Below are 24,234 nucleotides of genomic sequence, written 5' to 3' on the forward strand. Positions count from 1 at the left end.
AGCAAAGTGGAATCCCACCCTGTGTTAAATACTGATTGACTTTTTACACCCCAAGCAACAATTTCCAAACTCGAAAGGAAAGCGAGAAAAAGGAAAACTACGCAATGACCATTACTCAATACTTTAAAGAATCTCCTATCTATATCCACATTAGCATGGCTGTATTTATTGTCTGCTTCATCCTAAGTGATTATTTAAATAAACCCGTACTATTGTACCTTGGTTTTTATATTGCTCTGTATGGCGCACTTTATCAACTTGCTACGCTGCTTAACAATACCCAAGCGGAAACAACCAATATGAGGCATTTGGGATACATTCCAATATTTATTCTGCTATTGGTTAGTATTGTTACTCTCTCACCTCCTTCAATGCTTATTACCGGCATCAATCTTGCCGTAGTTAGCATCATCATTTATCAGCTGGTACGAATTCTTAGCGCTAGAACCAAGCAGTCTAAAAGAAACATAGTAAAGACCTTGAAACGCAACAAAACAGCGCTTTTGATACTACTATTAACAACAACAGTATTTCGACTTTTCTTCGACTCGGAAGGCTTAACAATTAGCAATCACTGCTTCCTTCTATTAGCTACTTTAGCAGTTTTTGATGATTGTAAAGACATAATCAATAGTGAAAGCTAGCTTCAAAATGACTCAACAAAAACGTCCTTATCGTGGACGTTTTTTTTTGCGCCAAAAATGATAGAATGCGGCCAATAAATGACGACCTTGGCAACTCAAGGCTTGAAAGAGCCGCTAAGTGACCAAATAAAGGCGTCAGCAAGTAGTTCGTTGTGAGGATACCGTCGTGGTAAAACCAGTTAAAAATACTAAGTTTGATGAATACTTAGAATTTCCTTGCCCATTTACATTCAAGATTATGGGCCTAGCAAATGTCAATTTGACGGATCAGATCCTAGCTAAACTGCAGGTTATTGCACCGGGTGATTATGCACCAAAGGTTAAACCAAGCAGCAAAGGCACCTATGAAGCCGTATCTCTTGTCGTTACCGTAACCAGCAAAGAGCATATCGAGCAGATTTATACCGAGATCGGTGGCATCGAAGACGTCCGTTACATCCTGTAGTTGGTAAGGACCCCTAGTTATGGAATCTCGTAAGTTAATTGTGCGCCAACTCGGCCTTTGTAGTTACGAGCCAATTTGGCACAAAATGCAATCTTTTACCGATGAGCGTGATGACACCACAGCGGATGAAATCTGGCTGGTGGAACATGAGCCTGTTTTTACACAAGGTCAAGCCGGTAAAGAAGAGCATGTCTTGGCGCCAGGTGATATTCCTGTCGTAAAAGTGGATCGCGGCGGTCAAGTTACCTACCACGGGCCTGGGCAACAAATGCTTTATGTACTGCTCAACTTACGACGATTGAAAATAGGGGTACGTGAACTTGTCACTTGGCTAGAAGAAAGCATTATCGACTCCCTAAAAGAATATGGGATAGAGGCTTACGCTAAAGCCGATGCACCAGGTGTATACGTCAACGATAGCAAGATAGCATCTCTTGGACTTAGAGTCCGCCGTGGCTGCTCGTTTCATGGGCTCGCACTCAACGTCAATATGGATCTTGGTCCATTTTTACGAATAAACCCTTGTGGTTACGCGGGCATGAATATGGTGCAAAGTAGCGAAATTAATGGACCTCAAACCGTCGCTGATGCGGGGGCTGGTCTGGTAAAACACATGCTAAAACGCATTAATGCTGAGCATGTCGAATACACTGAAGGGTTTGAAAACGTATGAGTAAACCAGTCAAAATGGAGCCAGGGGTAAAGCTCCGCGATGCTGAAAAAATGGCATTGATCCCAGTTAAAGTCATGCCAACAGAACGCGAAGAAATGCTGAGAAAGCCTGAGTGGTTAAAGATCCGTTTGCCAAAATCAAGTGAACGTATCGATGGCATTAAACAAGCAATGCGAAAGCACGGCTTGCACTCTGTTTGTGAAGAAGCGTCTTGCCCTAACCTTTCTGAGTGCTTTAATCACGGTACAGCAACCTTTATGATTTTAGGTGCAATTTGTACTCGCCGCTGTCCATTCTGCGATGTGGCCCACGGTCGTCCATTAAAACCTGACGCCCAAGAGCCGGAAAAGCTTGCACTTACCATCAAAGACATGAGGTTGAGCTACGTTGTTATTACCTCTGTTGACCGTGATGATTTGCGCGACGGTGGTGCGCAGCACTTTGCTGACTGTATTCGTGAGATCCGTAAGCACAACCCAGGTATTACAATCGAAATTCTTGTGCCTGATTTCCGTGGTCGTATGGATAGAGCTTTAGAGATCTTAAGTGAAACACCACCAGATGTATTCAACCACAACCTTGAAACTGCACCGAGACTTTACAAGCTAGCGCGTCCAGGCGCCGATTATAAGTGGTCGCTCGAATTACTACGCCGCTTTAAAGAAGCGCATCCAGAAGTAAGAACTAAATCAGGCCTGATGGTTGGACTAGGCGAAGAAATCTCTGAAATTGAAGAAGTCTTAAGAGACTTGCGCGAGCATAACGTAGATATGCTTACCGTAGGCCAGTATCTGCAACCTTCAAAGCACCACTTGCCAGTCAAGCGCTACGTGCCACCGGTTGAGTTTGATGGGCTAAAAGAATATGCCGACGAAATAGGCTTTAGCCACGCAGCTTGCGGACCATTTGTACGCTCTAGCTACCATGCAGATCAGCAAGCCGCCGGTAAAGAAGTAAAATAACTTCTGCTCCGAACTTAAGTCCAAGTAACACGGATATTGCTCCTAGTCGTCAGTAGGAGCAATACCCATACAATTTCCGACTTCCCCTCTACGCATTTATGTAAATTCAATGTAAAATAGCCAAAATTCCCTTAATTTACACCCTTGTATAGCCAGAGAGTTTTAGTGGTAACAAGGCATTAATTATCCCCAGCTCAAGTTACTTAGAATAATAATATGGAATACGGACCAATCAGCTTTTACGCTATTTTTATTGCCGTTGTGGTACTTGGAGGCTCCTTAGGCGGGCTCCTACAAGCGATGCGTTCAACGTCGTCATATAAATTTCGCAAACCTAAGTTTAAGAGTGCGAATAGCGCCGCCCCAGAGTATTGGGACTTAGGTGGATTCGGTGTCATTCTAGCCGGTGTGATCTCAGCATTTATGGCAATCGGTGTGCTCACCATGGCGGGCGCTGCTGACTTCAGCCCAGTCAGTAAGTATGCATTTAAATCATATCAAAATGGGGAGCACGACTCCCACCATCAAAACAATGACGAGATACTCATTCCCGTGGCGATGTTTTCATCTGCGCATAACGATAATGCCGTTGAGATCAACCGTATAATCAAAGTGGTCGTTGAGCACAATTTGAAGCGGGAAAACGACTCAATTACCGGTTCTGATAAAGCATTTTGGACTTGGATTAAAATCTTTTCATTCTCTATTTTAAGCGGTTTTGGTGGTGTAGGACTCGTTTCTAGCGCCTACAAGCGCTACGTTGGCGAAGATGAATTCAATGACATCCAACAAAAGGTTAAAGAAGAGTATGAAATAGCACGTAAGAATACCGTAGAAATCGCACTCCAACGCGCTAGGGAATTGATTGCAAACACACAATACGATGAAGCAATTAAGGTTTGTGATGACATTCTTACCAACATTCATCCAAACCATGCAAGAGCAATTGGCATAAAAGCCAGAGCACTCAGCCGAGATGGTAAGCTCGCAGAAGCCATCAAGCTGCTAGAAAGCGCACTTTCCATCTCAGATATGAGTGAGTCCGTTAGAGCTCGTATGCATTGGAATATAGCCTGTTACCAGACTCGTATAGATTTTAGCGAAGGCTTACCTGAGGAGCTAGATTGTATGGTCCGGACGCTGGGTGAAATCCGCAGCCATTTGGAACGTGCAATTGCGCTTGATGAGCATTTAAGATTGAAGCTGCCCGACGGTGAAAGTGACCTTATTGTGCTAAAGTCGCTCAGTTCGAGAGGTCAAGATTGGTTTGACAATTTAGTACGAGCGCAATAGACTCTTAGGTAAGTTAGCTTGATACGGTGCATTTTCATGAGAGATGAAGACTTTATATAAAAGTTAAAGGTACAAGCACAAACTCACTGGATGAAAATACCAGTGAGTAGAATAAGCCGCATATTGATATGCGGCTTTTTTGTTTTTAACGCATAAATTTTATACGCGAATCGGTATTAGCAGCAAAACGGTTTCATTTCCTCGCTATTCGTTATATCTTGCCTCACCAGATAATAATAATCAGGGGCAAAACGTGCTTAAGAATAAAACTTTGGGCAGCATGCTGATTGTAGCAGGTACTACAATTGGCGCGGGTATGCTCGCCCTCCCTATTGCATCAGCAGGACTCGGCTTTTCTACCGCTATCGCATTATTAGCAATCACATGGTTGTTAATGACCTATACCGCTTTGCTTATGTTGGAAGTACATCAATACGCAGATCAAGACGCAACGCTAAATACACTGGCGAAAAACTTGCTCGGTAAAACGGGCCAATATGTCGCTAACTTTTCTATGGTATTTTTATTCTATGCACTGTGCGCAGCTTACATCGCGGGAGGTGGTGCACAACTTCAAAGCAAACTGGTTAGTGTACTAGGTGATGGGATCACTCCCCAACTCGGTTCAGTATTGCTTGCTGTTATCATAGCAACCATAGTGACATTAGGCACAAGTACTGTCGACAAGCTTAACCAGTTACTATTTACCATTAAAGTTATCGTGCTCGCGAGTTTGTTTTTTATCCTGACTCCCTATGTCCATGGCCAACACCTTATCGATATGCCAGTAGAACAAGGGCTGGTAATTGCAGCAATTCCTGTAATTTTCACTTCATTTGGGTTTCATGGCTCAATCCCGTCAATCGTTAAGTACGTGGGCGTAGATATCCGCCAATTACGTAAAGTAATGATGTTTGGTGCTTCCCTCCCGCTTATCATCTATGTATTTTGGCAACTACTAAGCCAAGGTGTTATGGGGCAAGAGAGCTTAATGGCAAGTGAGGGACTGCCAGGTTTTGTCACCAGTATTTCGTCTATCGCACACAACGACAACGTACAATTATTTGTGACGGTTTTTGCAGATCTTGCTCTCGCGACTTCATTCTTAGGTGTTAGTCTCGGCTTATTCGACTTTTTTGCTGATGCCTTTAAAAAGCAAGATACCAAGAAAGACCGTATAAAAACGGCGTTCATTACCTTTTTACCACCGCTTGGCTTTGCCCTCTTTTATCCAAAGGGCTTTATTATGGCACTGGGATATGCAGCAATTGCGCTCGTGGTATTGGCGGTATTTCTACCAGTTGCGATGGTATGGAAACAGAGAAAAGTTAGAGGTAATGACGGATATCAGGTTAAAGGTGGTACGCTTGGACTAGGACTTGCAGCCATTTTCGGTGTGATGATCATCACCTCTCAGCTAATGCAAATGGCTGGCCTTATTCCTAGTTTAGGGTGAGTATATTATCAAGACGATGTAGGTCTATTAACGGCCTACTTCGATTCTCTCCAGCGCACCGTCTTGCATTCGTTTATGTTTCAATTGAAAATAAGCAATTACGGGTACAAATGCTAAGCATAGAGTAGCAAAGTTAACTATTGGGATAATTGTAACGTAGAGATAAGACGAATAGCTAAGTTCCATTAAATGCCTATCAACTAAGCGGAACAACTGTAAGATTGGTGCAGGTATAATAATGAGCTGAGCAATTACACTCTGCCACATATAAACTTTGTCCTTAATAGCCCAAACAGCAATTATAGCCATAAACACAATATCGTTAAATGCCCAAAATATATAGCGATAAACCAACTCATCGTCTATCGCTCTAATAAAATCACCAGTAAAAGAGCCAATAATATAAAATAAAGCAATCAAAATAGCATAACGAGCGGCTTTTATATCTCTTAAAACTAAACAGGCCAACACTGCAATCAGCGATAGTGGAATGCTGTATTGGATATAAAAAAGCCTAACCGACTCCCAAGCCTCTAACATATTTACTCTTCTAATTATTAGTTAAGATGATTTTTTAATGGGTCAAGTAATTATTACAGTCGGTTAAGACGGCTTTTTTTCCGCCTCTTCATCACCGCCTTCACCATTACCGCCTGGCAGTCTAAAATTTTGAGGTTTTTTTATTGAAATCATTCTATTTCTCCTTTAAGTAGAACCAAACGAAACAATAGCGAATTCCCTGTAACTTGGCAATAAACTGTAATTAATTTTGCCTCACTTCAATAGGGTCTGACTCTTTAGGTTTGCCCTGTAAAATTGAGATTTCAACGCGCCGATTGCGGCGTCTATCTGCATCGCTGTCATTGGGAACAAGCGGTCTGGTGTCTGCGTGACCAACCACAACCATTCTGTTCTTATCAAAACCACGAACGCGCTCCATCACAGTCGCAACAGCGACCGCTCTCGTCGCCGATAAATCCCAGTTATTGGAGTAAAGTTCGTTAGTGACTCTAAAATCGTCTGTGTGACCCGAGACAGTAATTTCACCGGGTACATCTTTAAGTAGTTCTGCAATTTCGGCAATCACTGGTTCAAATTTAGGTTGTAAAAACGCACTACCTGCTGGGAAAGAACCATTCTCTTGGATACGAATAATGATTTGCTGCCCTAAAGACTCAAGCTCAATCGCGCCATCCATTATTTGCTTCTCTAGCTGCTGCGCAATCTTTTTAACAAGCTCATTAACTTGTTCTTGATCTGCGGATGCGATTGCTTGAGTTGACGCCATTTCTTGAGCAGTACTGGCTGATTCACCACCACGCTTATTGCCCCGCTGCTCTTGTCGACCACCCGCAGACGATTCATCACCAGCCTGAAACTCAAGCATCTGTTGCGTCATTTCTACAGTTTGCTGTTGGATAGTTTCAATTGGTGTTGGCTCTGGCTTACCCGGAGTAAATTCCATCGCGATAACACTGGTACCTTTTGGGATATCCTTTACTTCAATTTTGTTTTGCACACCAAAAGCAAACTTCATCGACCCGGCAATTTGCTTAAACTTCAGCACGTCCATTTCAGAAAATGCCAGTAACAGTACAAAGAAGCACATCAGTAATGACATCAAATCAGCAAATGTCCCCATCCAGGCGGGAAGACCTGGGGGAGGACATTTACATTCATTCTCATCTGACATGGTTATTCCTCAGCCTCAGCGCCACGTTTAGACTCAGGCAAATAATTTTTCAAGATGCCTTCAATGACTTTCGGGTTTTGGCCATCTTGAATACCTAAAATAGCATCTAAGATGAGCCGCTGATTTCGCTCTTCTTCATCTTTACGAAGCTCAAGCTTAACCTGAATTGGGATCGCAACCACGTTAGCTAAAAACGCACCATACAAAGTTGTTAAAAGAGCAACAGCCATGGCAGGCCCTATTGCTTTTGGGTCGTCCATGTTAGACAACATAGCAACTAGGCCGATGAGTGTCCCGATCATGCCCATCGCAGGCGCTATATCAGCGAGGGATTTAAATAAACCGGCGCCTAACTGGTGTCTTGAGGACGTTAAAGCAATATCTTTTTGCAGTGTGGCGCGCACAACATCAGCGTCATGGCCATCGACTAACATATCAACGCCTTTACGCATAAATTGGTTGGGAATTTCAGCTTCTTCTAACGCTAAGAAACCACCTTTACGCGCAGAATCAGCAAGCTCAACTGCTTTTTCAATCAGCTCTTCAGGGGTTTCAATCTTAAACATGAAGGCCTTCCCGGCCACTTTACCAATGCCGAAAAATTGTCCAAGCGTAAAGTTAGACAATACGATAAAAATTGAACCACCAAATACGATAACGACGGAAGGCGTGTTATAGAACATAGCGATCTGGCCATCACTACTTAGTACCATCGACATTACAATCAAACCTATGGCACCCAGGATCCCTATTACCGTTGCTAAATCCACATGTCCTCCGGGGGAAGTTATTTGTGATAAATCACGCAGTTATTATTGTTTGAGTTATCGGCAAGTTTCTCTACAACTTAACACTATTATATTAAAAAGTGTTTAAAATGCGAGTTTATAGCAGATCTTGTAATGCCGATACTCCGTCAGATCAAAAAGTCTCTGGTTTTTTTGACCTTGGCGCGCAATCCCCCTAAAATTGCCACACTTTTACTTTACGGGTCAGTGTGACATATGGCGGTAAAAAAACCTGATAACTTGAGCTTTGAAGAGGCTATGCAAGAATTGGAACAAATCGTTGCAGACATGGAAAATGGTAGCTTACCTCTGGATCAAGCACTTAAACAATTTGAGCGTGGGATAAAGCTCGCAAAAGCTTCAAACCAAAAACTTCAGCAAGCTGAGCAGCAGGTCGCTATTTTAATGGGCGAAGATGAGCACGCGCAATTACAGCCATTTGAAAACGAAGCCTAATGTCAGCAAAATTACAAGAAAAACTCCTGTCTGCTAAGACGCGTGTAGAAACCACCGTTTTACACTATTTTGATAATGTGCTTGATACTGAAGAAAATATCAAAGCCGCAACGCGCTACAGTATAGAAAATGGTGGTAAACGCTTGCGACCATTCTTGGTGTACTGCACTGGTGAATTGTTTGGTGCGGCTCCAGAAGACTTAGACAAGGCCGCTGCAGCAATAGAGTGTGTTCATAGCTATTCGTTGGTGCACGATGATTTACCCGCGATGGATGATGATGAACTTAGGCGCGGCCGTCCAACCTGCCATATTCAATTTGATGAAGCGACAGCTATCTTAGCTGGTGATGCCTTACAAACTCTGGCTTTTGAGCTATTAAGTGGGCATCAATTCGCAGTAAACCACCATGCACAAATAAAAATGATTTCCGCGCTAGCTAAAGCATCGGGTCTACAAGGCATGGTTGGTGGCCAAGCACTTGATATAGCTGCTACTGATCGTTCAATTACCATAGACGAACTTGAACGTATTCATAAGCTAAAAACAGGTGCACTGCTAAGCTGTGCTGTGGAGCTTGGGATCTTATGCGGCAACTCAGAGCAAGTTACCGAGCAAGCCTGTAGTGCAATACGCACTTATGGTCGTGCAATAGGCCTTGCATTCCAAGTCAGAGATGACATTCTTGATGTAGAAGGTGACACGGCGGTGCTTGGTAAGCCACAAGGCTCTGACATAGAACATAACAAGTCTACCTACCCTGCATTGTTAGGCTTAGAACAAGCAAAAGAAAAAGCCGAACAGTTGATAGATGAAGCACTGGATGCGCTTACGAAAATAGATGGTGACACAGAAATACTTGCAGATTTAGCAAAATACATCATAGATCGAGAATATTAAGCTGACGTATAAAATAACTACGCCAAGCTAAGAAAATATTCACAAGTACTTTGTAAATACTGGCTAACATAATATTATGACCAGTTGGTGACGAATTTTAATAATTATGAAGTGAGCTGCGCGGGTAAATACTCAGCAAAGACTCACTAGGACTCTGATAAATACCATGAAACTTGATAGTAGCAAGTATCCTTTACTCGCGTTAATTGACGACCCAAGTCAACTTCGTCAATTACCCCAGCATAAGTTATCTGTGTTAAGTGATGAATTACGAGAGTATTTGCTAAACTCAGTCTCTCAAAGCAGCGGTCACTTAGCTTCAGGTCTTGGCACGGTCGAACTGACCGTTGCATTGCATTACGTCTACAACACACCACAGGATAGATTGGTGTGGGACGTAGGTCATCAGGCTTATCCCCATAAGATCCTTACAGGCCGCCGTGACCAGATGCATACAATTCGCCAGAAAGATGGGCTACACCCTTTCCCATATCGAGAGGAAAGTGAATACGATACCTTTAGTGTTGGTCACTCAAGCACCTCAATTTCTGCAGCGCTCGCAATGGCTATTGCCGCTGAAAGAGAAGCAATTGGCCGTAAAACTGTTGCTATTATTGGTGATGGCGCAATGACTGCTGGTATGGCGTTTGAAGCCATGAACCACGCGGGAGATGTTAATCCGGACATGCTCGTGATCTTGAACGACAATGAAATGTCTATCTCAGAAAACGTTGGCGCACTTACAAACCATTTCGCTAAGATCCTCTCTGGTAGCTTCTATACCAATATTCGTGAAGGCAGTAAAAAGCTGTTAGCTGGTGTACCGCCAGTTAAAGAACTTGCCGGCAGAATGGAAGAACACTTAAAAGGGATGATAATCCCAGGTACTTTCTTTGAAGAGCTTGGCTTTAACTATATTGGCCCAATCGATGGACATGATGTTGGCACCCTAGTTGATACGCTGCGTAATATGCGTAACCTTAAGGGGCCACAGTTATTGCATGTTAAAACGCAAAAAGGGAAAGGCTATAAGCCTGCAGAAGCGGATCCTATTGGCTACCATGGCGTACCAAAGTTTGATCCAACCGTGCACAGCTTACCCAAATCAAAGCCCAGCGCACCGACCTTTTCAAAAGTATTTGGTGACTGGCTCTGTGATATGGCCGCACAAGATAATAAGCTGATGGCTATAACACCTGCAATGCGTGAAGGCTCTGGCATGGTGCGTTTCTCTAAAGAGTACCCAGCCCAGTATTTTGACGTTGCAATTGCGGAGCAACATGCTGTTACGCTTGGTGCAGGCTTTGCCTGTGAGGGCTTAAATCCTATTGTTGCTATTTATTCAAGCTTTTTACAACGTGCTTATGACCAACTCATTCATGATGTTGCACTACAAAATCTGCCAGTACTTTTTGCTATTGACCGCGCAGGTGTCGTTGGTGCCGATGGTGAAACGCACCAAGGGGCTTATGATCTAAGCTTTTTGCGCTGCATTCCTAATATGGTGATAATGGCACCAAGCGACCTCAATGAGTGTCGCCAAATGCTCTATACCGGTCACCGCCTAGATAGGCCAGCTGCGGTAAGATACCCTAGGGGCAGTGCGGGAAGCGCAGAGATTAGTGCAGAAATGAGCGAACTGGAAATTGGTAAGGGCAAGGTAGTAAGAGAAGGTGAAAAGCTGGCTATTTTAAGCTTTGGTACATTACTTGAAAACGCTCAAGCCGTTGCCGCAGAGCTAAATGCTACACTAGTTGATATGCGCTTTGTAAAACCTTTAGATACCGCACTTATCGAAGAGTTAGTGGTAACTCACGAGCGCTTTGTAACACTTGAAGACAATGCGATTGCTGGTGGTGCAGGTTCAGCTGTGAGCGAATATCTATTAGCCCAAGGCCATCTAAAGCCAATCAAATTACTCGGCCTGCCTGATGAGTTTATTAAGCATGGCTCACAAACCGAGATCCACGCCGAACTGGGTTTAAGCAGCGAAGGAATAAGTCAGCAAATTAAGGCTTGGCTCAATCCACAGTCTTGACTTTGAGCAGTTCTAAAAAAGGCTTCCATTTAGAAGCCTTTTTTATGCTCTGCCTCTCGCCCTGAAATATGTTGACAGTTTAAGAGCTAGTGATGAGCTTTACCTCATCCACACTCTCACTTCCGCAAGTCCATTGCTTTGCAAAAGTTGTAACTGAGACTCTATGTTCGCGCTTTGCTCAAATTCGAATGCATCCAATTGATCGTCAAAGATGATTGTCGCAGCACCATCACCGCCACGTTGCTTGACCTGATGTAATGCGATATCAGCTAGGTTCACAGATGATTCCCAACCAATGACCTTACCGCCTAGTAGTGGCAATGGATAATATGACCACCCCATCGACACCGTCAATTTGGTCGTTTTACCGTTCGGTAAGCGGTAATCCGTTTCAGCAATCGCCTTACATAAGTCGCTGACATACTCTTCGATATAGTCTCTGCTAAAGTCACGTAGTAGTAATAGGAATTCATCACCACTCCAACGGACAACATAATCAGAACCTTGCGTTCGTGTATTAAGTAACGTCGCTAATTGCTGCAAGCAACTATCACCACCAATTGGACCATAAGAATCATTAATTTTGCTAAAATCATCAATGTTCATGATCATCAATACCAAACTCTTATTTTGAGCCTGTAATGATTGTGCATTGCGCTGATAATGCTCGACATCTTTTGGTAACTGATCAAAGAGGAAGCGACGACTACGTAGCCCAGTCAATTCATCTGAGTGACTTACAAGTTTAAGCTGAGTATTGACCTGATTAAGCTTTTCGTTGGCTTTTCTGAGCTCTGTCGTACGCTCTGCTATCAACGCTTCTAGCGCGGCTTGCTTTCTTCTTTCTTGTGCTCTAAATACCCAGAAAATGAGATAGAACATAAATATAAACGCACAAGTGATAAACAGCCTAAAGTAAATAGTCTCGTCGAAACGGCGCGGTAACGTAATGGATAAGTTAAGCACCTTCGCCTGCTCCCAATCTTGCCCTTGGCGCTTAACTTCTAAAACAAAGGTGAAGTTGCCTGGTGGTAAATTGGTATAAATTGCTTCGCGGCGTGACTGAGCATCACGCCATTGCGTATCGTGCCCTTCTAGCTTGTATCTAAATTCAATGCTATGCGGCGCGTAAAAATCGATTGCAGTATAATTAATGGTTAAATCACGCTCAGATGTATCAAGCTGGATCACTTGATTTAATGATTCTGTACTAAATACTCTATCGTGGGTAGACAATGACTCGAGTCTTGGCAATAAATCCCCACCACCAAAAAGCTGGACATTTTTAGGGATTTCAACAACGCCTTGTAAGCTGGGGTAAAAAATAGCTGACTCGGTTTCAACCACGGCATCATGCCCAAGTCCTGAACAACATTGGCTTGGTCTACCATCGAGCTGCCTATCGAATGGGCTTATTACTTGTTCAACTTGCAAACTCTCTATAACATGACCGAATTGCGCAACGGGCATGCGATATACCCCTTTCATTGTGCTCACCCAGATGAGCTGATTGCTCTTGTCATAATGCAGCGAAAATATCGATCCGTAAGGCAATCCATTTGAAGCATCAAGCTGATACCAATCACCGTCTGAGGTACGATAGAATAACCCATCGTTGAGAGAGCCAACTAAAGTCGTCACAGTATCCAAATGCAAAATACTGGTGATATAAGCGGTATCCAACGACGTTTGAGAACCAATTTTTTCGATCCCCTTATCATTGTAACGATAAGCACCTTTGTTTGTACCAATGAAGCCGTATCTAGGGAAGTCTTCAACAAAAGTGACGAATTGGCTACCGAGAAAGGCATTATAGGCAAACGGCGTTATCCCCTTGTAATCAAGACGATACAAGCCCCTACCTGTACCGAACCACATCCCCCCACGATTTGAAGGGCTGAGAGAAAATACCGGATTTTGCCTGAGCTCACGCTCACTTAACTTTTGCAGTATGCCATCTTCATAGATAAGCGCGCCACGGTCAGTACCAAGAATGAGCTTTTCACCGATAAATTCTAAGTCGTGTATTACAGAGCGATTTAACTGAGCACTTGTGAGCACGGGTTGATAACTATCATTTAACCCGATAATACCAAGACCTTCTCTGCTAGCTACCCACAATTGACCGTTGGGGCCTTGAGTAATTGCTGAGATAGCTTGATTTGTCCGTTGACCGATATGATGACGCTCAACCTTACCTGAGTGAGCAAGCCAAAGTCCCTCATTTAAACTAGCGAGCCAGATATTATTATCGTTATCCATAAAAATATCGGCAAACCAGATGCTCTGATCTAGTTGAATTGGCTCAACAGCTTGCCAAATGCCATTATTTTGTCGGTATAACAATCGCCCATAAGTGGAAACCCACAGGCCGCCCTCTTTATCGTTAAGAAACTTATATACCGCATTGTTACCCACTTCTTGGTAACGACGTAGTACTTCATCAATATCTAGAAAATAGGCGCCCAGCTCTGATGCTAAGAACAACTTGCCGTCGACCCAAGCTAAGTCATGTATGATGGTTTGCGCTAACTGTTCAGGTAATGACACTTTACTTGCCAATTCAAGCCGAACCCCATCGCCAGTACGATTGCTGGATTCGCTGATTTTAAGTAAATGACGCTCATTTACCAACCAAATGCCATCTGGCACCAGCGCCATTTTAGTCACGGAACCTACAATTTGATTGATTTGGGTAACATCTAACGTACTTTGTTCGATGTTATTGGCGGCTAACGTCAGCTTTTTCGCAGAAACATAATACAGACCATTCGCAGCAATCCAGATCCCGCCATCTTCATCTTGCAAGATATCCCGTACAGGCCCCTGCAGATCGAAGCGCCGAGCTTCTAAGGTTTGGGGATTGAGTCTTAACAATCCTCGACGCGTGCCAACCCAGAGCATGCCAAATCGATCCACCACCAATTTATTAATGGCATTGCTATTTAAGAATTCGGTGTTTTGGGTGTTGAAGTTTTGGAATTGATGACCATCAAACCGGCTTAAGCCAAACTGAGTTCCGAGCCAAATGTAGCCCTGATTGTCTTGAACAACACTCTTAACGCTTTGTGACGGTAATCCACTTTGGATATTCCACTGTTTAACTACGTAATCATCTATCGCCGCAAAACTCGTAATTGGTAGCAGCAAAGTGAAAATGAAAAACAATAGCCTTGTCATCTCGATTCCATCACATCAGCACAGTTAGACTAAAATGCCAGTTTTAAACAAAGCTTGCACGCAAATCAATGAAAAAATGCCCGCTAATACATCATCTAGCATAATCCCAGAGCCACCGTGCAAACGTTTATCGAGCCATCTTATCGGACCCGGTTTCAAAATATCGAAAAAGCGAAACAAAATAAAGCCAACGATTAATGACTGCCAGCTAAGTGCCGCCCCTATCATGGTAATATAAAAGCCTGCCACTTCATCCCAGACAATGGCTGGATGGTCATGAACATTAACATCGTCCGCTGTTTTACCACACACCCAAATCCCAAATAATGTCATGACAATCGCAACCAGACATTGCAGCCAAATTGGTGCGCCCTGGGTTGCAAAAATAAACGGTAATGCGGCGAAGGTGCCAAAAGTACCAGGTGCTTTTTTCGCTAAACCAAGACCAAACCCGAGTGCAAAGAATTGATGCGGCTTCTTTAAATTAAATACATACTGCTTAGCCAAACCAACTCCTAGCTAAAATGCTCAAAACCAAGCCCTGAGAGCTGGTAAGGTTGACCTTTTTTGAGCAATTGAATTTCGCCATTATTAGCCGTAATTTGGCCAATGCAAACTGGCTCAACACCATATTGCTTCAATCTGGTTTCCACGGCATTTTTGTTATTATCATTGACCGTGAAGAGTAACTCGTAGTCATCACCAAAACCGAGCGCGAGCCGCATGCGTGCATCTTCATCAAGACTTGAGCGCAGCGCATCAGACTGTGGGACTTTATCGGCATTTATCTTAGCGCCAACTAACGAGCTACGTAAAATATGCTTAAGATCCGCAAGTAGACCGTCTGAGATATCGATTGCTGAAGTAGCAAGCCCTCTAAGCACTTGGCCAGCTGCAACCCGTGGCGCTGGGTAGTGAAACTTTTCAAGCGCCACTTTGTAATGTTTTGGCTCAAGCGTCCAGCCCTGCTTTCGCGCTTCAATAGCAAGCCCTGCGTCACCAAGTGGACCTGTTACATAAATCCAATCACCCACTCGCGCTCCTGAGCGCTTGAGTGCTTTACCAGTTGGTACAATACCTTTTGCACATACAGTGATAGTCAATGGACCTTGCGTTGTATCGCCACCTATTACTTGTACGTTATAGTACTCGGCGATTTCATGCATGCCTTCGGTGAAGGCCTCTAACCACTCTAAGTCAGCGTTGGGTATGGTTAAACCAAGTGACACCCAAGTAGGTTCAGCGCCCATTGCAGCTAAGTCGCTAAGGTTTACCGCAATCACACGATGGCCAAGCGCCCGTGGTGGAATATCTTCAAAAAAGTGCACACCCGCAACTAGCGTATCCGTTGTTACCGCAAGCTGATTGCCAGCAGGAACTGAAACTAGGGCACAGTCATCACCGATCCCAAGCTCTACATCTCGACGAATAATACCGCGGCCTTTAAAGTAGTGATTGATTAGCTCAAATTCTTTCATACACAAAAAAGCCGGCCAAGGCCGGCTATTCCTATAGTAAAGCTTATTTGCGAATAAACTTAACCGCTTTGTCTAGTACACCGTTAACGAATTTATGGCTTTCTTCAGCGCCAAACATTTTCGCTAACTCAATACCTTCGTTGATAGCCACTTTGTATGGCACATCTTCACGGAATTTAAGCTCATAAGCACTAACACGTAACACGGCAAGCTCAACCATATCCAATTCTTCAAGTGGACGAGCTAAATGCGGACGAATTGCTTCGTCTAGCTGCTTTTGGTTAACAACAACACCACGCGCTAAGTCTTTGAAGTATTCTACATCGACTTTCGTTACGTCGTTTTCGATCAGCATTTGCTGTTCGATATCGGCAATTGGGTTACCACTTAGCTGCCAAGAATAAATAGCTTGTAAAGCAAGTACACGTGCTTTGCGTCTAGCTGCTGGTTTCACTGAGATTCCTCTTAAATTTGCTCTAGCACGTTCACCATTTCTAGAGCTCCAAGGGCGGCTTCTCCCCCTTTGTTGCCCATTTTAGTGCCCGCGCGCTCGATAGCTTGCTCAATGCTTTCAGTAGTAAGTACACCAAAAGCAACAGGGATGTCATAATCTAATGAAACGCTAGCTAAGCCTTTGTTAGACTCGTTAGCAACTAAATCGAAGTGTGGCGTACCACCACGAATAATCACACCTAGCGCAATAATCGCGTCGTGCTCTTTTTTCATCGCAACGCGTTTTGCTGCTAGTGGTAGTTCAACCGCTCCCGGTACATATACAACCGTGATGTCTTCATCGCTAACACCACCGGTACGTTTTAATTCATCTACAGCGCCTTCAAGTAAGCTGCTACCGATAAAATCGTTAAAACGTGAAATGACAATGGCAAATTTTTTGCCAGGAGCGTATTTATTACCTTCGATTACTTTCATTAGATGTTCCTAATCTGTATGAGCAATTGCCAAATTGAGGCGCATGATAGCACAGTAATGTGGCAATCGCCTACTATCTGAATATAGGCGATTGCGATCAATTTGGCATTTTGGAATTATTTTGGTTCGACGTATTCAACCACTTCTAAGTGGAAACCAGACAGTGCATGATATTTTTTAGGTAGACTCATTAGGCGCATTTTCTGAATGCCTAAATCAGCCAAAATTTGCGACCCCACACCTACGGTGCGCGAAGTACCTTGGAATTTACGGTAGTTCACCTGTTCACCCGCATCTTCCGCAGCAAATGCCTTAACCAACGCTTCCATCTCCTCGCTGCGTTCTTGCTTACCGAGAATGACTAATACGCCTTCGTTGTCGGCGATGTGCTTCATGGCACTTTGCAGTGTCCAGCTTCTATCCGCGCTGCGATCTGAATGAAGAATATCGTTAAACGTGCTTTGCAGATGCACACGTACTAAATTGGCTTCTTCCGATTTTATCTCGCCTTTTACCATCGCATAGTGAAGTTGATTATCAATGGTGTCTTTGTACGTCACTAGATTAAACTCACCAAACTCAGTAGGCAGTCTACACTCTGCTACTTTTTCGATAGTGGTTTCGTTTAAATTACGATACTCAATTAAATCAGCAATGGTGCCGATTTTAATATCGTGCTCTTTTGCGAATACTTCTAGTTGTGGGCGACGTGCCATAGTGCCGTCTGGATTTAGAATTTCAACAATCACAGATGCAGGTTCCAATCCCGCCAAACGTGCTAAATCACATCCAGCTTCAGTATGGCCTGCACGCGTTAAAACGCCGCCTGGTTGCGCCATGATTGGGAAGATATGACCAGGTTGGACAATATCTTCAGGCACTGCACCTTTGGCAACTGCAGCTTGCACTGTACGAGCACGATCTGCCGCTGAAATCCCCGTCGTTACCCCTTTTGCAGCTTCAATAGACAAAGTAAAGTTGGTAGAGAACTGAGCGCCATTGGTTTTCACCATTAGTGGCAAGTTCAGCTGCTCACAGCGCTCCTGTGTCATGGTCAAACAGATTAACCCGCGACCATATGTTGCCATGAAATTAATTGCATCTGGTGTAATGTGCTCTGCTGCAATGATCAGATCACCTTCATTTTCTCGGTCTTCATCGTCCATCAAAATAACCATTTTACCGGCTTTAATGTCCGCGATGATTTCCTCAGCACTATTTAAACTCATAGTTTTCCCATTTTTACTTTGTCTGTGGCTACTTTATAAAGCCAGCTTTCGCCAATAGACTGGTTGTGAGAGTGGACTCGCTGGCAGCGCTTGGCTCACCCTGAATTAGTCTTTCGAGGTAGCGGGCGATTTGGTCAACCTCTAGGTTTAGTTTTGACCCGACTTGAAAACCTGCAATCGTCGTTTCTTGCGCCGTGTGTGGCACTATGGTCAATTTAAAGCGGTTTTGTTCCACGGCATTGACCGTCAAACTGATACCATCAATAGCAACCGAACCTTTATACGGAATATACTTCATTAGCGATGACGGCGCGGCTAACCAATAGTCAGTCGCTCTGGCATTAGCGGTTATCTCAACCACTTCAGCAATACCATCCACATGGCCTGACACCAAATGACCGCCTAGACGTGAAATCGGCTGCAGCGCCTTTTCAAGATTTACCTTTTGGCCTTGTTTGTACTCGGCAAAACGCGTCAAACTTAAGGTTTCGTTAGAAACATCGGCTTTGAAGCCATCATGAAACTTCTCAGTTACAGTTAGGCAAACCCCGTTCGTGGCAATACTATCACCCAAGTTTACATCGCTCATATCAAGAGATGTCGTGGTCACACGAACAATTAAATCGCCGCCCTTGAGCTGCAATTGAGTTAATGTTCCTGTTGCTTCGATAATACCTGTAAACATTTTACTTCTCTTTAGTCGCGATAAGTTTGAGATCAGGCCCCACTTGGCAAACGTCGCCAAACACTAACTCTGGTATTTGCGACATGGCACTCAGTGGTGTGGTGTTAAACAGCCCTTTTCCAGCGCCAATTATTTTCGGTGCCAAATAGACGATATATTCATCGATTAGCCCTTGTTCATGCATTACCCCCGCAAGGGTGGCACCGGCTTCTAGCCAAACATAATTACAGTGCTTTTCAGCCAGCTTGTTGAGCACGGCTTTTAGGTCGAGCTTACCGTTGATTTCAGGCACGACAATTTGCTCTACGAAATGAGGCCATTGCGCTGAATTATCAATAGTACGGCGAAAAATAATCACCGGAGATGTAATTTTAAATAGCGCAAGATCTGGTGTCAGACGATTTTGTGAGTCAATAATCGCACGTATCGGCTGGCGTAGCTCAGATTGAGGATAATCGGTGTCTTGCAAAAATTCTTCACGAACATTGAGTCTGGCGTTGTCTACCATAACCGTATCGGCTCCGGTCAAGACCACACAGCTCTGCGCGCGGTGGCGCTGTACGTCTAAGCGCGCTTCCGCTGAGGTAATCCACTTGCTCTGGCCATTGTTTAGTGCGGTTTTCCCATCAACAGAAGCGGCAAGCTTACAAGTCACGAACGGCAATCCATGCTCCATTCGCTTCAAGAATCCGGTATTCAGTGCCCTTGCTTGTGGCTCTAACAAACCAAAAGCCGTTGTAATTCCCGCGGCTTCTAACATTGCCAATCCACGCCCTGCAACTTGTGGGTTGGGATCAACCATGGCTGCAACCACTCTGCTGACGCCTGCGTCAATCAGACCTTTAGCACATGGCGGCGTTCTACCATAGTGACTACATGGCTCAAGCGTTACATAGGCAGTTGCACCAGCGGCTTTAGCTCCAGCTTGCTTAAGCGCATGCACTTCAGCATGGCCTTCACCTGCTTTTAAGTGCGCGCCTTCGCCGACGATTTCACCGTCTTTTACGATCACACAGCCGACGTTTGGATTGGGTGTTGTGGTGTATTTACCGCGTTTTGCAAGCGTGATGGCGCGGCTCATGAAATCATGGTCTTGCGCTGTGAACTGGCTCAATCCCCCAACCTCGCAATTTCTTCACCAAACTCACGGATATCTTCGAAAGAGCGATATACCGAAGCAAATCGCACATAAGCCACTTTATCGAGCTTTTTGAGGGCTTCCATAATACATTCGCCAATCATGTCGCTTGGTACTTCGCGTTCACCAGTACCACGAATTTGAGATTTAATTTGGTGTACTACTTCTTCAATTTGTTCAGTGCTGACGGGACGTTTTTCCAGCGCTCGGTGCATGCCATTGAGTAACTTATCTTCATTGAAAGGCTCTCTGGTACCATCTTGCTTTATCACGCGCGGCATTAAGAGCTCAGCACCTTCAAAGGTAGTAAAGCGTTCGTGGCATAAAATACACTCACGACGGCGACGGACTTGGTGGCCGGAAGCAACCAAACGTGAATCTATCACTTTGGTATCTTTGGCTGTACAGAATGGACAATGCATAGACGCTCTCGTTGACTCAAAAACAAAAAAGGCCGCTTGAATGCGGCCTTAATCATAACAAAAAACTGCTTTTTTGTGAGCGAAATTATGCGTAAACAGGTAATTTAGCGCAAATTGCTTTTACTTTTTCTTTCACTTGTGCCTGTACAGACTCATCATTGATGTTGTCTAGTACGTCACAGATCCAGCCAGCAAGCTCTTTCGACTCAGCTTCTTTGAAGCCACGACGAGTGATTGCAGGAGAACCGATACGCAGACCAGAAGTAACGAACGGTGAACGTGGATCGTTTGGTACAGAGTTTTTGTTTACTGTGATGTTTGCACGGCCAAGCGCAGCATCTGCATCTTTACCTGTGATGTCTTTATCAATCAGGTCAAGTAGGAACAGGTGGTTTTCAGTTTTGCCAGAAACCACTTTATAACCACGCTCCTGAAGTACCGCAACCATAGCTTGTGCATTTTTAACCACTTGCTCTTGGTATGACTTGAACTCTGGCTGTAGTGCTTCTTTGAACGCAACCGCTTTTGCAGCGATAACGTGACATAGAGGACCACCCTGACCGCCAGGGAATACCGCAGAGTTTAGCTTTTTGTAGATTTCTTCATCATCACAAGCAGAGATGATAAGGCCACCACGAGGACCCGCTAGCGTTTTGTGCGTTGTTGTTGTTACAACGTGTGCATGAGGCACTGGGCTTGGGTAGATACCAGCGGCAACTAGACCTGCAACGTGCGCCATATCAACAAGTAGGTAAGCGCCTACTTTATCAGCGATTTCGCGGAACTTCGCCCAGTCAACGATCCCTGAGTACGCAGAGAAACCACCGATGATCATTTTTGGCTTGTGCTCAAGTGCTAACGCTTCAACTTGCGCGTAATCGATTTCACCAGTTTCTTCGTTTAGACCGTACTGGATAGCATTGTACGTTTTACCAGAGAAGTTTACGTGTGAACCGTGCGTTAAGTGACCACCGTGAGCAAGGCTCATACCTAGCACAGTGTCATGTGGCTGAAGTAACGCTTGGAATACCGCCGCGTTTGCTTGTGAGCCTGCGTGAGGCTGAACGTTTGCGTAAGTCGAACCAAATAGCGCATTGGCGCGGTCAATCGCAAGTTGCTCAACCACGTCAACGTGCTCACAACCGCCGTAATAACGCTTACCTGGGTAACCTTCAGCATACTTGTTTGTTAGCTGAGAACCCTGCGCTTCAAGTACACGTGGGCTACAGTAGTTCTCAGAAGCGATAAGCTCGATGTGCTCTTCTTGACGTGAAGTTTCTGCTTCAATCGCTGCAAATAGTTCTGGGTCAAAATCTGCAATATTCATGTTACGTTCTAACATGGTTTCTCCTAGGTAAACGTAAGGGTATTTTTAAAGACAATCTAGCATCACAAGATAACCAGTTTGCCTATGAAATCAGCATGGGCATATTTAAGCAGGGATTGAATTTATTTCACACCCCTATCGCGATGATATTTTTTTATTTAAACATTAATATTTTAAATAAGACAACCTAAGTTGCATTTGAAAAGCTAATATAGTCTCGGAATTGACCTTATCTGAGTGGGCGTTCTACCCACTCAGACAGGCTCTCTGATTTAGTTGAGTTTTGCTAACATTGCCGCCTTCAAAGCATCATAATCTGCACTAAGCGGCTCTGCCAAACATGGTTTTTGCAATGCATCGTTCAACGGTTTAGGCATATCAAGCTGCTGATTTAAAACACCTTCTACAGATTCTTTAAACTTCGCAGGATGCGCAGTGGCAAGGAAAATTCCGGTTTCATCCGCTTGAGAGTCCAGCGCTAATCCTTCGTAGGCTATCGCAGTGTGTGGCTCAGCCAAGTAACCTTTGTCATGTAATTCTTGCATTACCGCCTGAGTCCGTGCTTCCGATACCGAACGTGAATAAAAGTCATGTTTGTTAAAATCCCCTCTTTCCAACATGATTTCAACACGAGGCCAGTTATTAGGTTTACTCACGTCCATCGCATTAGAGAGTGACTCCAAAGTCTCATTTGGTTGCCACTCACCCGAGGCAATGTAACGGGGCACAGTATCATTTTGGTTTGTCGTGGCACTTAACTTAGCAATAGGTAATCCAATCGCCGCCGCAATCATTGCTGCACATACGTTGCCGAAGTTACCACTTGGCACTGAAACATGCACTTTATCACGCTGCGATTTAGGTAATTGCGCTAACGCTTCAAAGTAATAACACACTTGCGCCACTAAACGGCTGATGTTGATGGAGTTTGCCGAATTAAGACCAAGCTTTTGCTTTACTTCATCATCAAGGAATGCAGACTTTACCATCGCTTGGCAGTCATCAAAGCTGCCATCTACAGCATAACAATGAATGTTTTTCCCAAGTGTTGTAAACAGCTTTTGTTGGGCAAGCGAAATTTTGCCATGAGGATAAAGGATCACCACATCGACATTTTCTTTTTCGTAAAATGCATGGGCAACGGCGGCGCCCGTGTCACCACTTGTTGCGGTGAGGATAGTCACGCGCTCACCTTGATTAAACATGCTAATGCATTCCGCCATAAAGCGGCCGCCAAAGTCCTTAAACGCCAGTGTTGGTCCATGAAAAAGCTCTAAACAATGCTGATTTTTAGCAACTTCGACTAACTTAGCAGGGAAATTAAAGGCGCGTTTTACCATCGCATCAAGCGTATCTTGTGGTAGTTCATCACCAATAAGGTGATGTAATACCTTGGCACTACGCTCAGCAAAAGGTAATTCAAGTAGTGCATCAACATCCGCAATACGCTCAAATGTAGGAGGAAAAAAAACCCCTTGGTTACGACCTAAACCAATTTGTACCGCTTCAACAAATGAAACAACCTGATGTTCGTCTTTTAAATTCACTAATTTCATTACTTTTGATCCTTTAATTCTCTTGTGCCAAGCGTATCTAATCGGCAAATATGGCTAAAACCCGCTTCATTAATGTAATTTTGTTGCAACCACTGCTGCACTGCATTTGCCTGTTGCTCAGACTTACAAATAGCAAATAGTGTGGGCCCTGCCCCTGAAATACTCACCAGCTCAGCACCTAAAGCTGGTAGCGCGTCTTTTGCTTCGTTAAAGCCAGCAATGAGTGGCGCTCTCGCTTCCTCGGCAATACTGTCTTTCATCATCGACAATGCTTTGTCAAATTGACCTGACTGCATCAATAAACAAAAGCCCGACAGTCGCTGGGCAAATTCCACCGTATCATGCAAAGAAAATTGCTGCGGTAGTGCTTGTCTTGCTTTCGCTGTATTCAATGCAAAGCCAGGATATGCAATAACATAAAACCAGCTTTCATCATGCGCTACACTGATTGCTTTACTTGGAATGCAGTCCGCAGTCAGTTGTAGCCCACCAAGGTAGCATGGCGTGATGTTGTCGTAGTGACGACCGCCACTGACTTTTGCTTCAAAGTCGGCCATCAATTCAATGAGCGCCTCTTGGTTTAATTGCGTATTGGCAAAATCATTGAGTGCAGCGAAAGCGGCAACCACAGAGCATGCGCTAGAGCCTAGACCTGAACCAACAGGAAGGCCCTTATACAAGGTCATGGCAACCGCAGGCATGCTGGGAGCTACATACTGTTTGAAGTGCTGTAAACACTGAAACGCCAAATTGTCTTTAGGATCGGCGGAGAGCTTTTCGGCATATGGACCAATACAATTGAACGTATCACGCTCTGCGGCTTCAACGCTGACCTGATCACCCAGTAAACTGCCATCAATAGGCTGGAGTGCGGCGCCAAGGGCGTCAAAGCCAACACAAAAATTGCCCATTGACGCTGGTGCATAAAACGTTTTCATAACT

General features: G+C 44.3%; 24 protein-coding genes. 9 read left to right on the forward strand and 15 right to left on the reverse strand.

Annotated elements, in window-relative coordinates:
• Positions 1 to 104: 104 nt before the first annotated feature.
• From BB427_RS20490 to BB427_RS20515, 6 genes are all read left to right on the forward strand, one after another.
• Positions 105 to 644 carry a hypothetical protein gene (locus BB427_RS20490; RefSeq protein WP_069022930.1) on the forward strand — a complete coding sequence of 180 codons (540 nt, stop codon included), beginning with the start codon at positions 105 to 107 and terminating at the stop codon, positions 642 to 644.
• 166 nt (positions 645 to 810) lie between these two features.
• Positions 811 to 1,089 (forward strand): DUF493 family protein YbeD, encoded by a 279-nt coding sequence (gene ybeD, locus BB427_RS20495; protein ID WP_010606146.1) that lies wholly within the window; start codon positions 811 to 813, stop codon positions 1,087 to 1,089.
• 19 nt (positions 1,090 to 1,108) lie between these two features.
• Entirely contained in the window at positions 1,109 to 1,762 is a 654-nt protein-coding gene (gene lipB / locus BB427_RS20500; RefSeq protein WP_010372061.1) for a lipoyl(octanoyl) transferase LipB, read from the forward strand.
• Positions 1,759 to 2,724 carry a lipoyl synthase gene (gene lipA / locus BB427_RS20505; protein ID WP_069022932.1) on the forward strand — a complete coding sequence of 322 codons (966 nt, stop codon included), beginning with the start codon at positions 1,759 to 1,761 and terminating at the stop codon, positions 2,722 to 2,724. The genes lipB and lipA overlap by 4 nt, the downstream gene beginning before the upstream one ends.
• Positions 2,725 to 2,940: 216 nt before the next feature.
• Positions 2,941 to 4,017, forward strand: coding sequence for a tetratricopeptide repeat protein (locus tag BB427_RS20510; protein ID WP_010372068.1), 1,077 nt, complete (start codon positions 2,941 to 2,943; stop codon positions 4,015 to 4,017).
• Between the two features lie 253 nt (positions 4,018 to 4,270).
• Positions 4,271 to 5,473, forward strand: coding sequence for an aromatic amino acid transport family protein (locus tag BB427_RS20515; protein WP_026000864.1), 1,203 nt, complete (start codon positions 4,271 to 4,273; stop codon positions 5,471 to 5,473).
• Positions 5,474 to 5,500: 27 nt separating this feature from the next.
• On the opposite strand, the gene BB427_RS20520 is transcribed toward BB427_RS20515, so the two are convergent.
• The 3 genes from BB427_RS20520 to pomA form a co-directional block, all read right to left on the reverse strand.
• Positions 5,501 to 6,013, reverse strand: coding sequence for a hypothetical protein (locus tag BB427_RS20520; RefSeq protein ID WP_069022934.1), 513 nt, complete (start codon positions 6,011 to 6,013; stop codon positions 5,501 to 5,503).
• 223 nt (positions 6,014 to 6,236) lie between these two features.
• On the reverse strand, positions 6,237 to 7,166 hold the full coding sequence (locus BB427_RS20525; protein ID WP_069022936.1) for a flagellar motor protein MotB: 930 nt from the start codon (positions 7,164 to 7,166) through the stop codon (positions 6,237 to 6,239).
• Between the two features lie 2 nt (positions 7,167 to 7,168).
• Positions 7,169 to 7,936, reverse strand: coding sequence for a flagellar motor protein PomA (gene pomA, locus BB427_RS20530; RefSeq protein ID WP_069022938.1), 768 nt, complete (start codon positions 7,934 to 7,936; stop codon positions 7,169 to 7,171).
• A 234-nt stretch (positions 7,937 to 8,170) separates the two neighbouring features.
• Here pomA and xseB point away from each other — a divergent pair, with 234 nt between their 5' ends.
• The 3 genes from xseB to dxs all read left to right on the forward strand — a co-directional run bounded on the left by xseB (position 8,171) and on the right by dxs (position 11,347).
• On the forward strand, positions 8,171 to 8,410 hold the full coding sequence (gene xseB / locus BB427_RS20535) for an exodeoxyribonuclease VII small subunit (protein ID WP_045988936.1): 240 nt from the start codon (positions 8,171 to 8,173) through the stop codon (positions 8,408 to 8,410).
• Complete coding sequence (gene ispA, locus BB427_RS20540) at positions 8,410 to 9,309, forward strand: (2E,6E)-farnesyl diphosphate synthase (protein WP_069022940.1); 900 nt, start codon at positions 8,410 to 8,412, stop codon at positions 9,307 to 9,309. The genes xseB and ispA overlap by 1 nt, the downstream gene beginning before the upstream one ends.
• A 166-nt stretch (positions 9,310 to 9,475) precedes the next feature.
• Complete coding sequence (gene dxs / locus BB427_RS20545; RefSeq protein WP_069022942.1) at positions 9,476 to 11,347, forward strand: 1-deoxy-D-xylulose-5-phosphate synthase; 1,872 nt, start codon at positions 9,476 to 9,478, stop codon at positions 11,345 to 11,347.
• 99 nt (positions 11,348 to 11,446) lie between these two features.
• Here the strand turns inward: dxs and BB427_RS20550 are convergent, their stop codons facing one another.
• The 12 genes from BB427_RS20550 to thrB all read right to left on the reverse strand — a co-directional run bounded on the left by BB427_RS20550 (position 11,447) and on the right by thrB (position 24,230).
• A complete protein-coding gene (locus BB427_RS20550; RefSeq protein WP_069022944.1) occupies positions 11,447 to 14,527 on the reverse strand; it encodes a ligand-binding sensor domain-containing diguanylate cyclase in 3,081 nt (1,026 codons plus the stop codon).
• A 24-nt stretch (positions 14,528 to 14,551) separates the two neighbouring features.
• The gene (locus tag BB427_RS20555; RefSeq protein WP_010606135.1) at positions 14,552 to 15,034 is read right to left on the reverse strand and encodes a phosphatidylglycerophosphatase A family protein; all 483 of its coding nucleotides are present in this window, start codon (positions 15,032 to 15,034) and stop codon (positions 14,552 to 14,554) included.
• A gap of 8 nt (positions 15,035 to 15,042) precedes the next feature.
• Complete coding sequence (gene thiL, locus BB427_RS20560; RefSeq protein ID WP_069022946.1) at positions 15,043 to 16,005, reverse strand: thiamine-phosphate kinase; 963 nt, start codon at positions 16,003 to 16,005, stop codon at positions 15,043 to 15,045.
• 43 nt (positions 16,006 to 16,048) lie between these two features.
• Positions 16,049 to 16,459, reverse strand: a complete 411-nt coding sequence (gene nusB / locus BB427_RS20565; RefSeq protein WP_010372094.1) for a transcription antitermination factor NusB — start codon at positions 16,457 to 16,459, stop codon at positions 16,049 to 16,051.
• Between the two features lie 11 nt (positions 16,460 to 16,470).
• Positions 16,471 to 16,935 carry a 6,7-dimethyl-8-ribityllumazine synthase gene (ribH, locus tag BB427_RS20570; RefSeq protein ID WP_010372096.1) on the reverse strand — a complete coding sequence of 155 codons (465 nt, stop codon included), beginning with the start codon at positions 16,933 to 16,935 and terminating at the stop codon, positions 16,471 to 16,473.
• A 116-nt stretch (positions 16,936 to 17,051) separates the two neighbouring features.
• Positions 17,052 to 18,164 (reverse strand): bifunctional 3,4-dihydroxy-2-butanone-4-phosphate synthase/GTP cyclohydrolase II, encoded by a 1,113-nt coding sequence (gene ribBA / locus BB427_RS20575; protein WP_069022948.1) that lies wholly within the window; start codon positions 18,162 to 18,164, stop codon positions 17,052 to 17,054.
• A 28-nt stretch (positions 18,165 to 18,192) separates the two neighbouring features.
• Positions 18,193 to 18,849: a riboflavin synthase gene (locus BB427_RS20580; protein ID WP_010606132.1), complete on the reverse strand. Its 657-nt coding sequence runs from the start codon at positions 18,847 to 18,849 to the stop codon at positions 18,193 to 18,195.
• 1 nt (position 18,850) lies between these two features.
• Positions 18,851 to 19,963 (reverse strand): bifunctional diaminohydroxyphosphoribosylaminopyrimidine deaminase/5-amino-6-(5-phosphoribosylamino)uracil reductase RibD, encoded by a 1,113-nt coding sequence (gene ribD, locus BB427_RS20585; protein WP_069022950.1) that lies wholly within the window; start codon positions 19,961 to 19,963, stop codon positions 18,851 to 18,853.
• On the reverse strand, positions 19,960 to 20,409 hold the full coding sequence (gene nrdR / locus BB427_RS20590; RefSeq protein WP_010372109.1) for a transcriptional regulator NrdR: 450 nt from the start codon (positions 20,407 to 20,409) through the stop codon (positions 19,960 to 19,962). The genes ribD and nrdR overlap by 4 nt, the downstream gene beginning before the upstream one ends.
• Positions 20,410 to 20,494: 85 nt before the next feature.
• Positions 20,495 to 21,751, reverse strand: a complete 1,257-nt coding sequence (gene glyA / locus BB427_RS20595; RefSeq protein ID WP_010372111.1) for a serine hydroxymethyltransferase — start codon at positions 21,749 to 21,751, stop codon at positions 20,495 to 20,497.
• Between the two features lie 257 nt (positions 21,752 to 22,008).
• The gene (gene thrC, locus BB427_RS20600; RefSeq protein ID WP_069022952.1) at positions 22,009 to 23,292 is read right to left on the reverse strand and encodes a threonine synthase; all 1,284 of its coding nucleotides are present in this window, start codon (positions 23,290 to 23,292) and stop codon (positions 22,009 to 22,011) included.
• Positions 23,292 to 24,230: a homoserine kinase gene (gene thrB, locus BB427_RS20605; protein WP_069022955.1), complete on the reverse strand. Its 939-nt coding sequence runs from the start codon at positions 24,228 to 24,230 to the stop codon at positions 23,292 to 23,294. Before thrB ends, thrC begins: the two co-directional genes overlap by 1 nt.
• Positions 24,231 to 24,234: the final 4 nt, after the last annotated feature.

This window comes from Pseudoalteromonas sp. BMB (assembly GCF_001709235.1).
Classification (GTDB): Bacteria; Pseudomonadota; Gammaproteobacteria; order Enterobacterales; family Alteromonadaceae; genus Pseudoalteromonas; species Pseudoalteromonas maricaloris.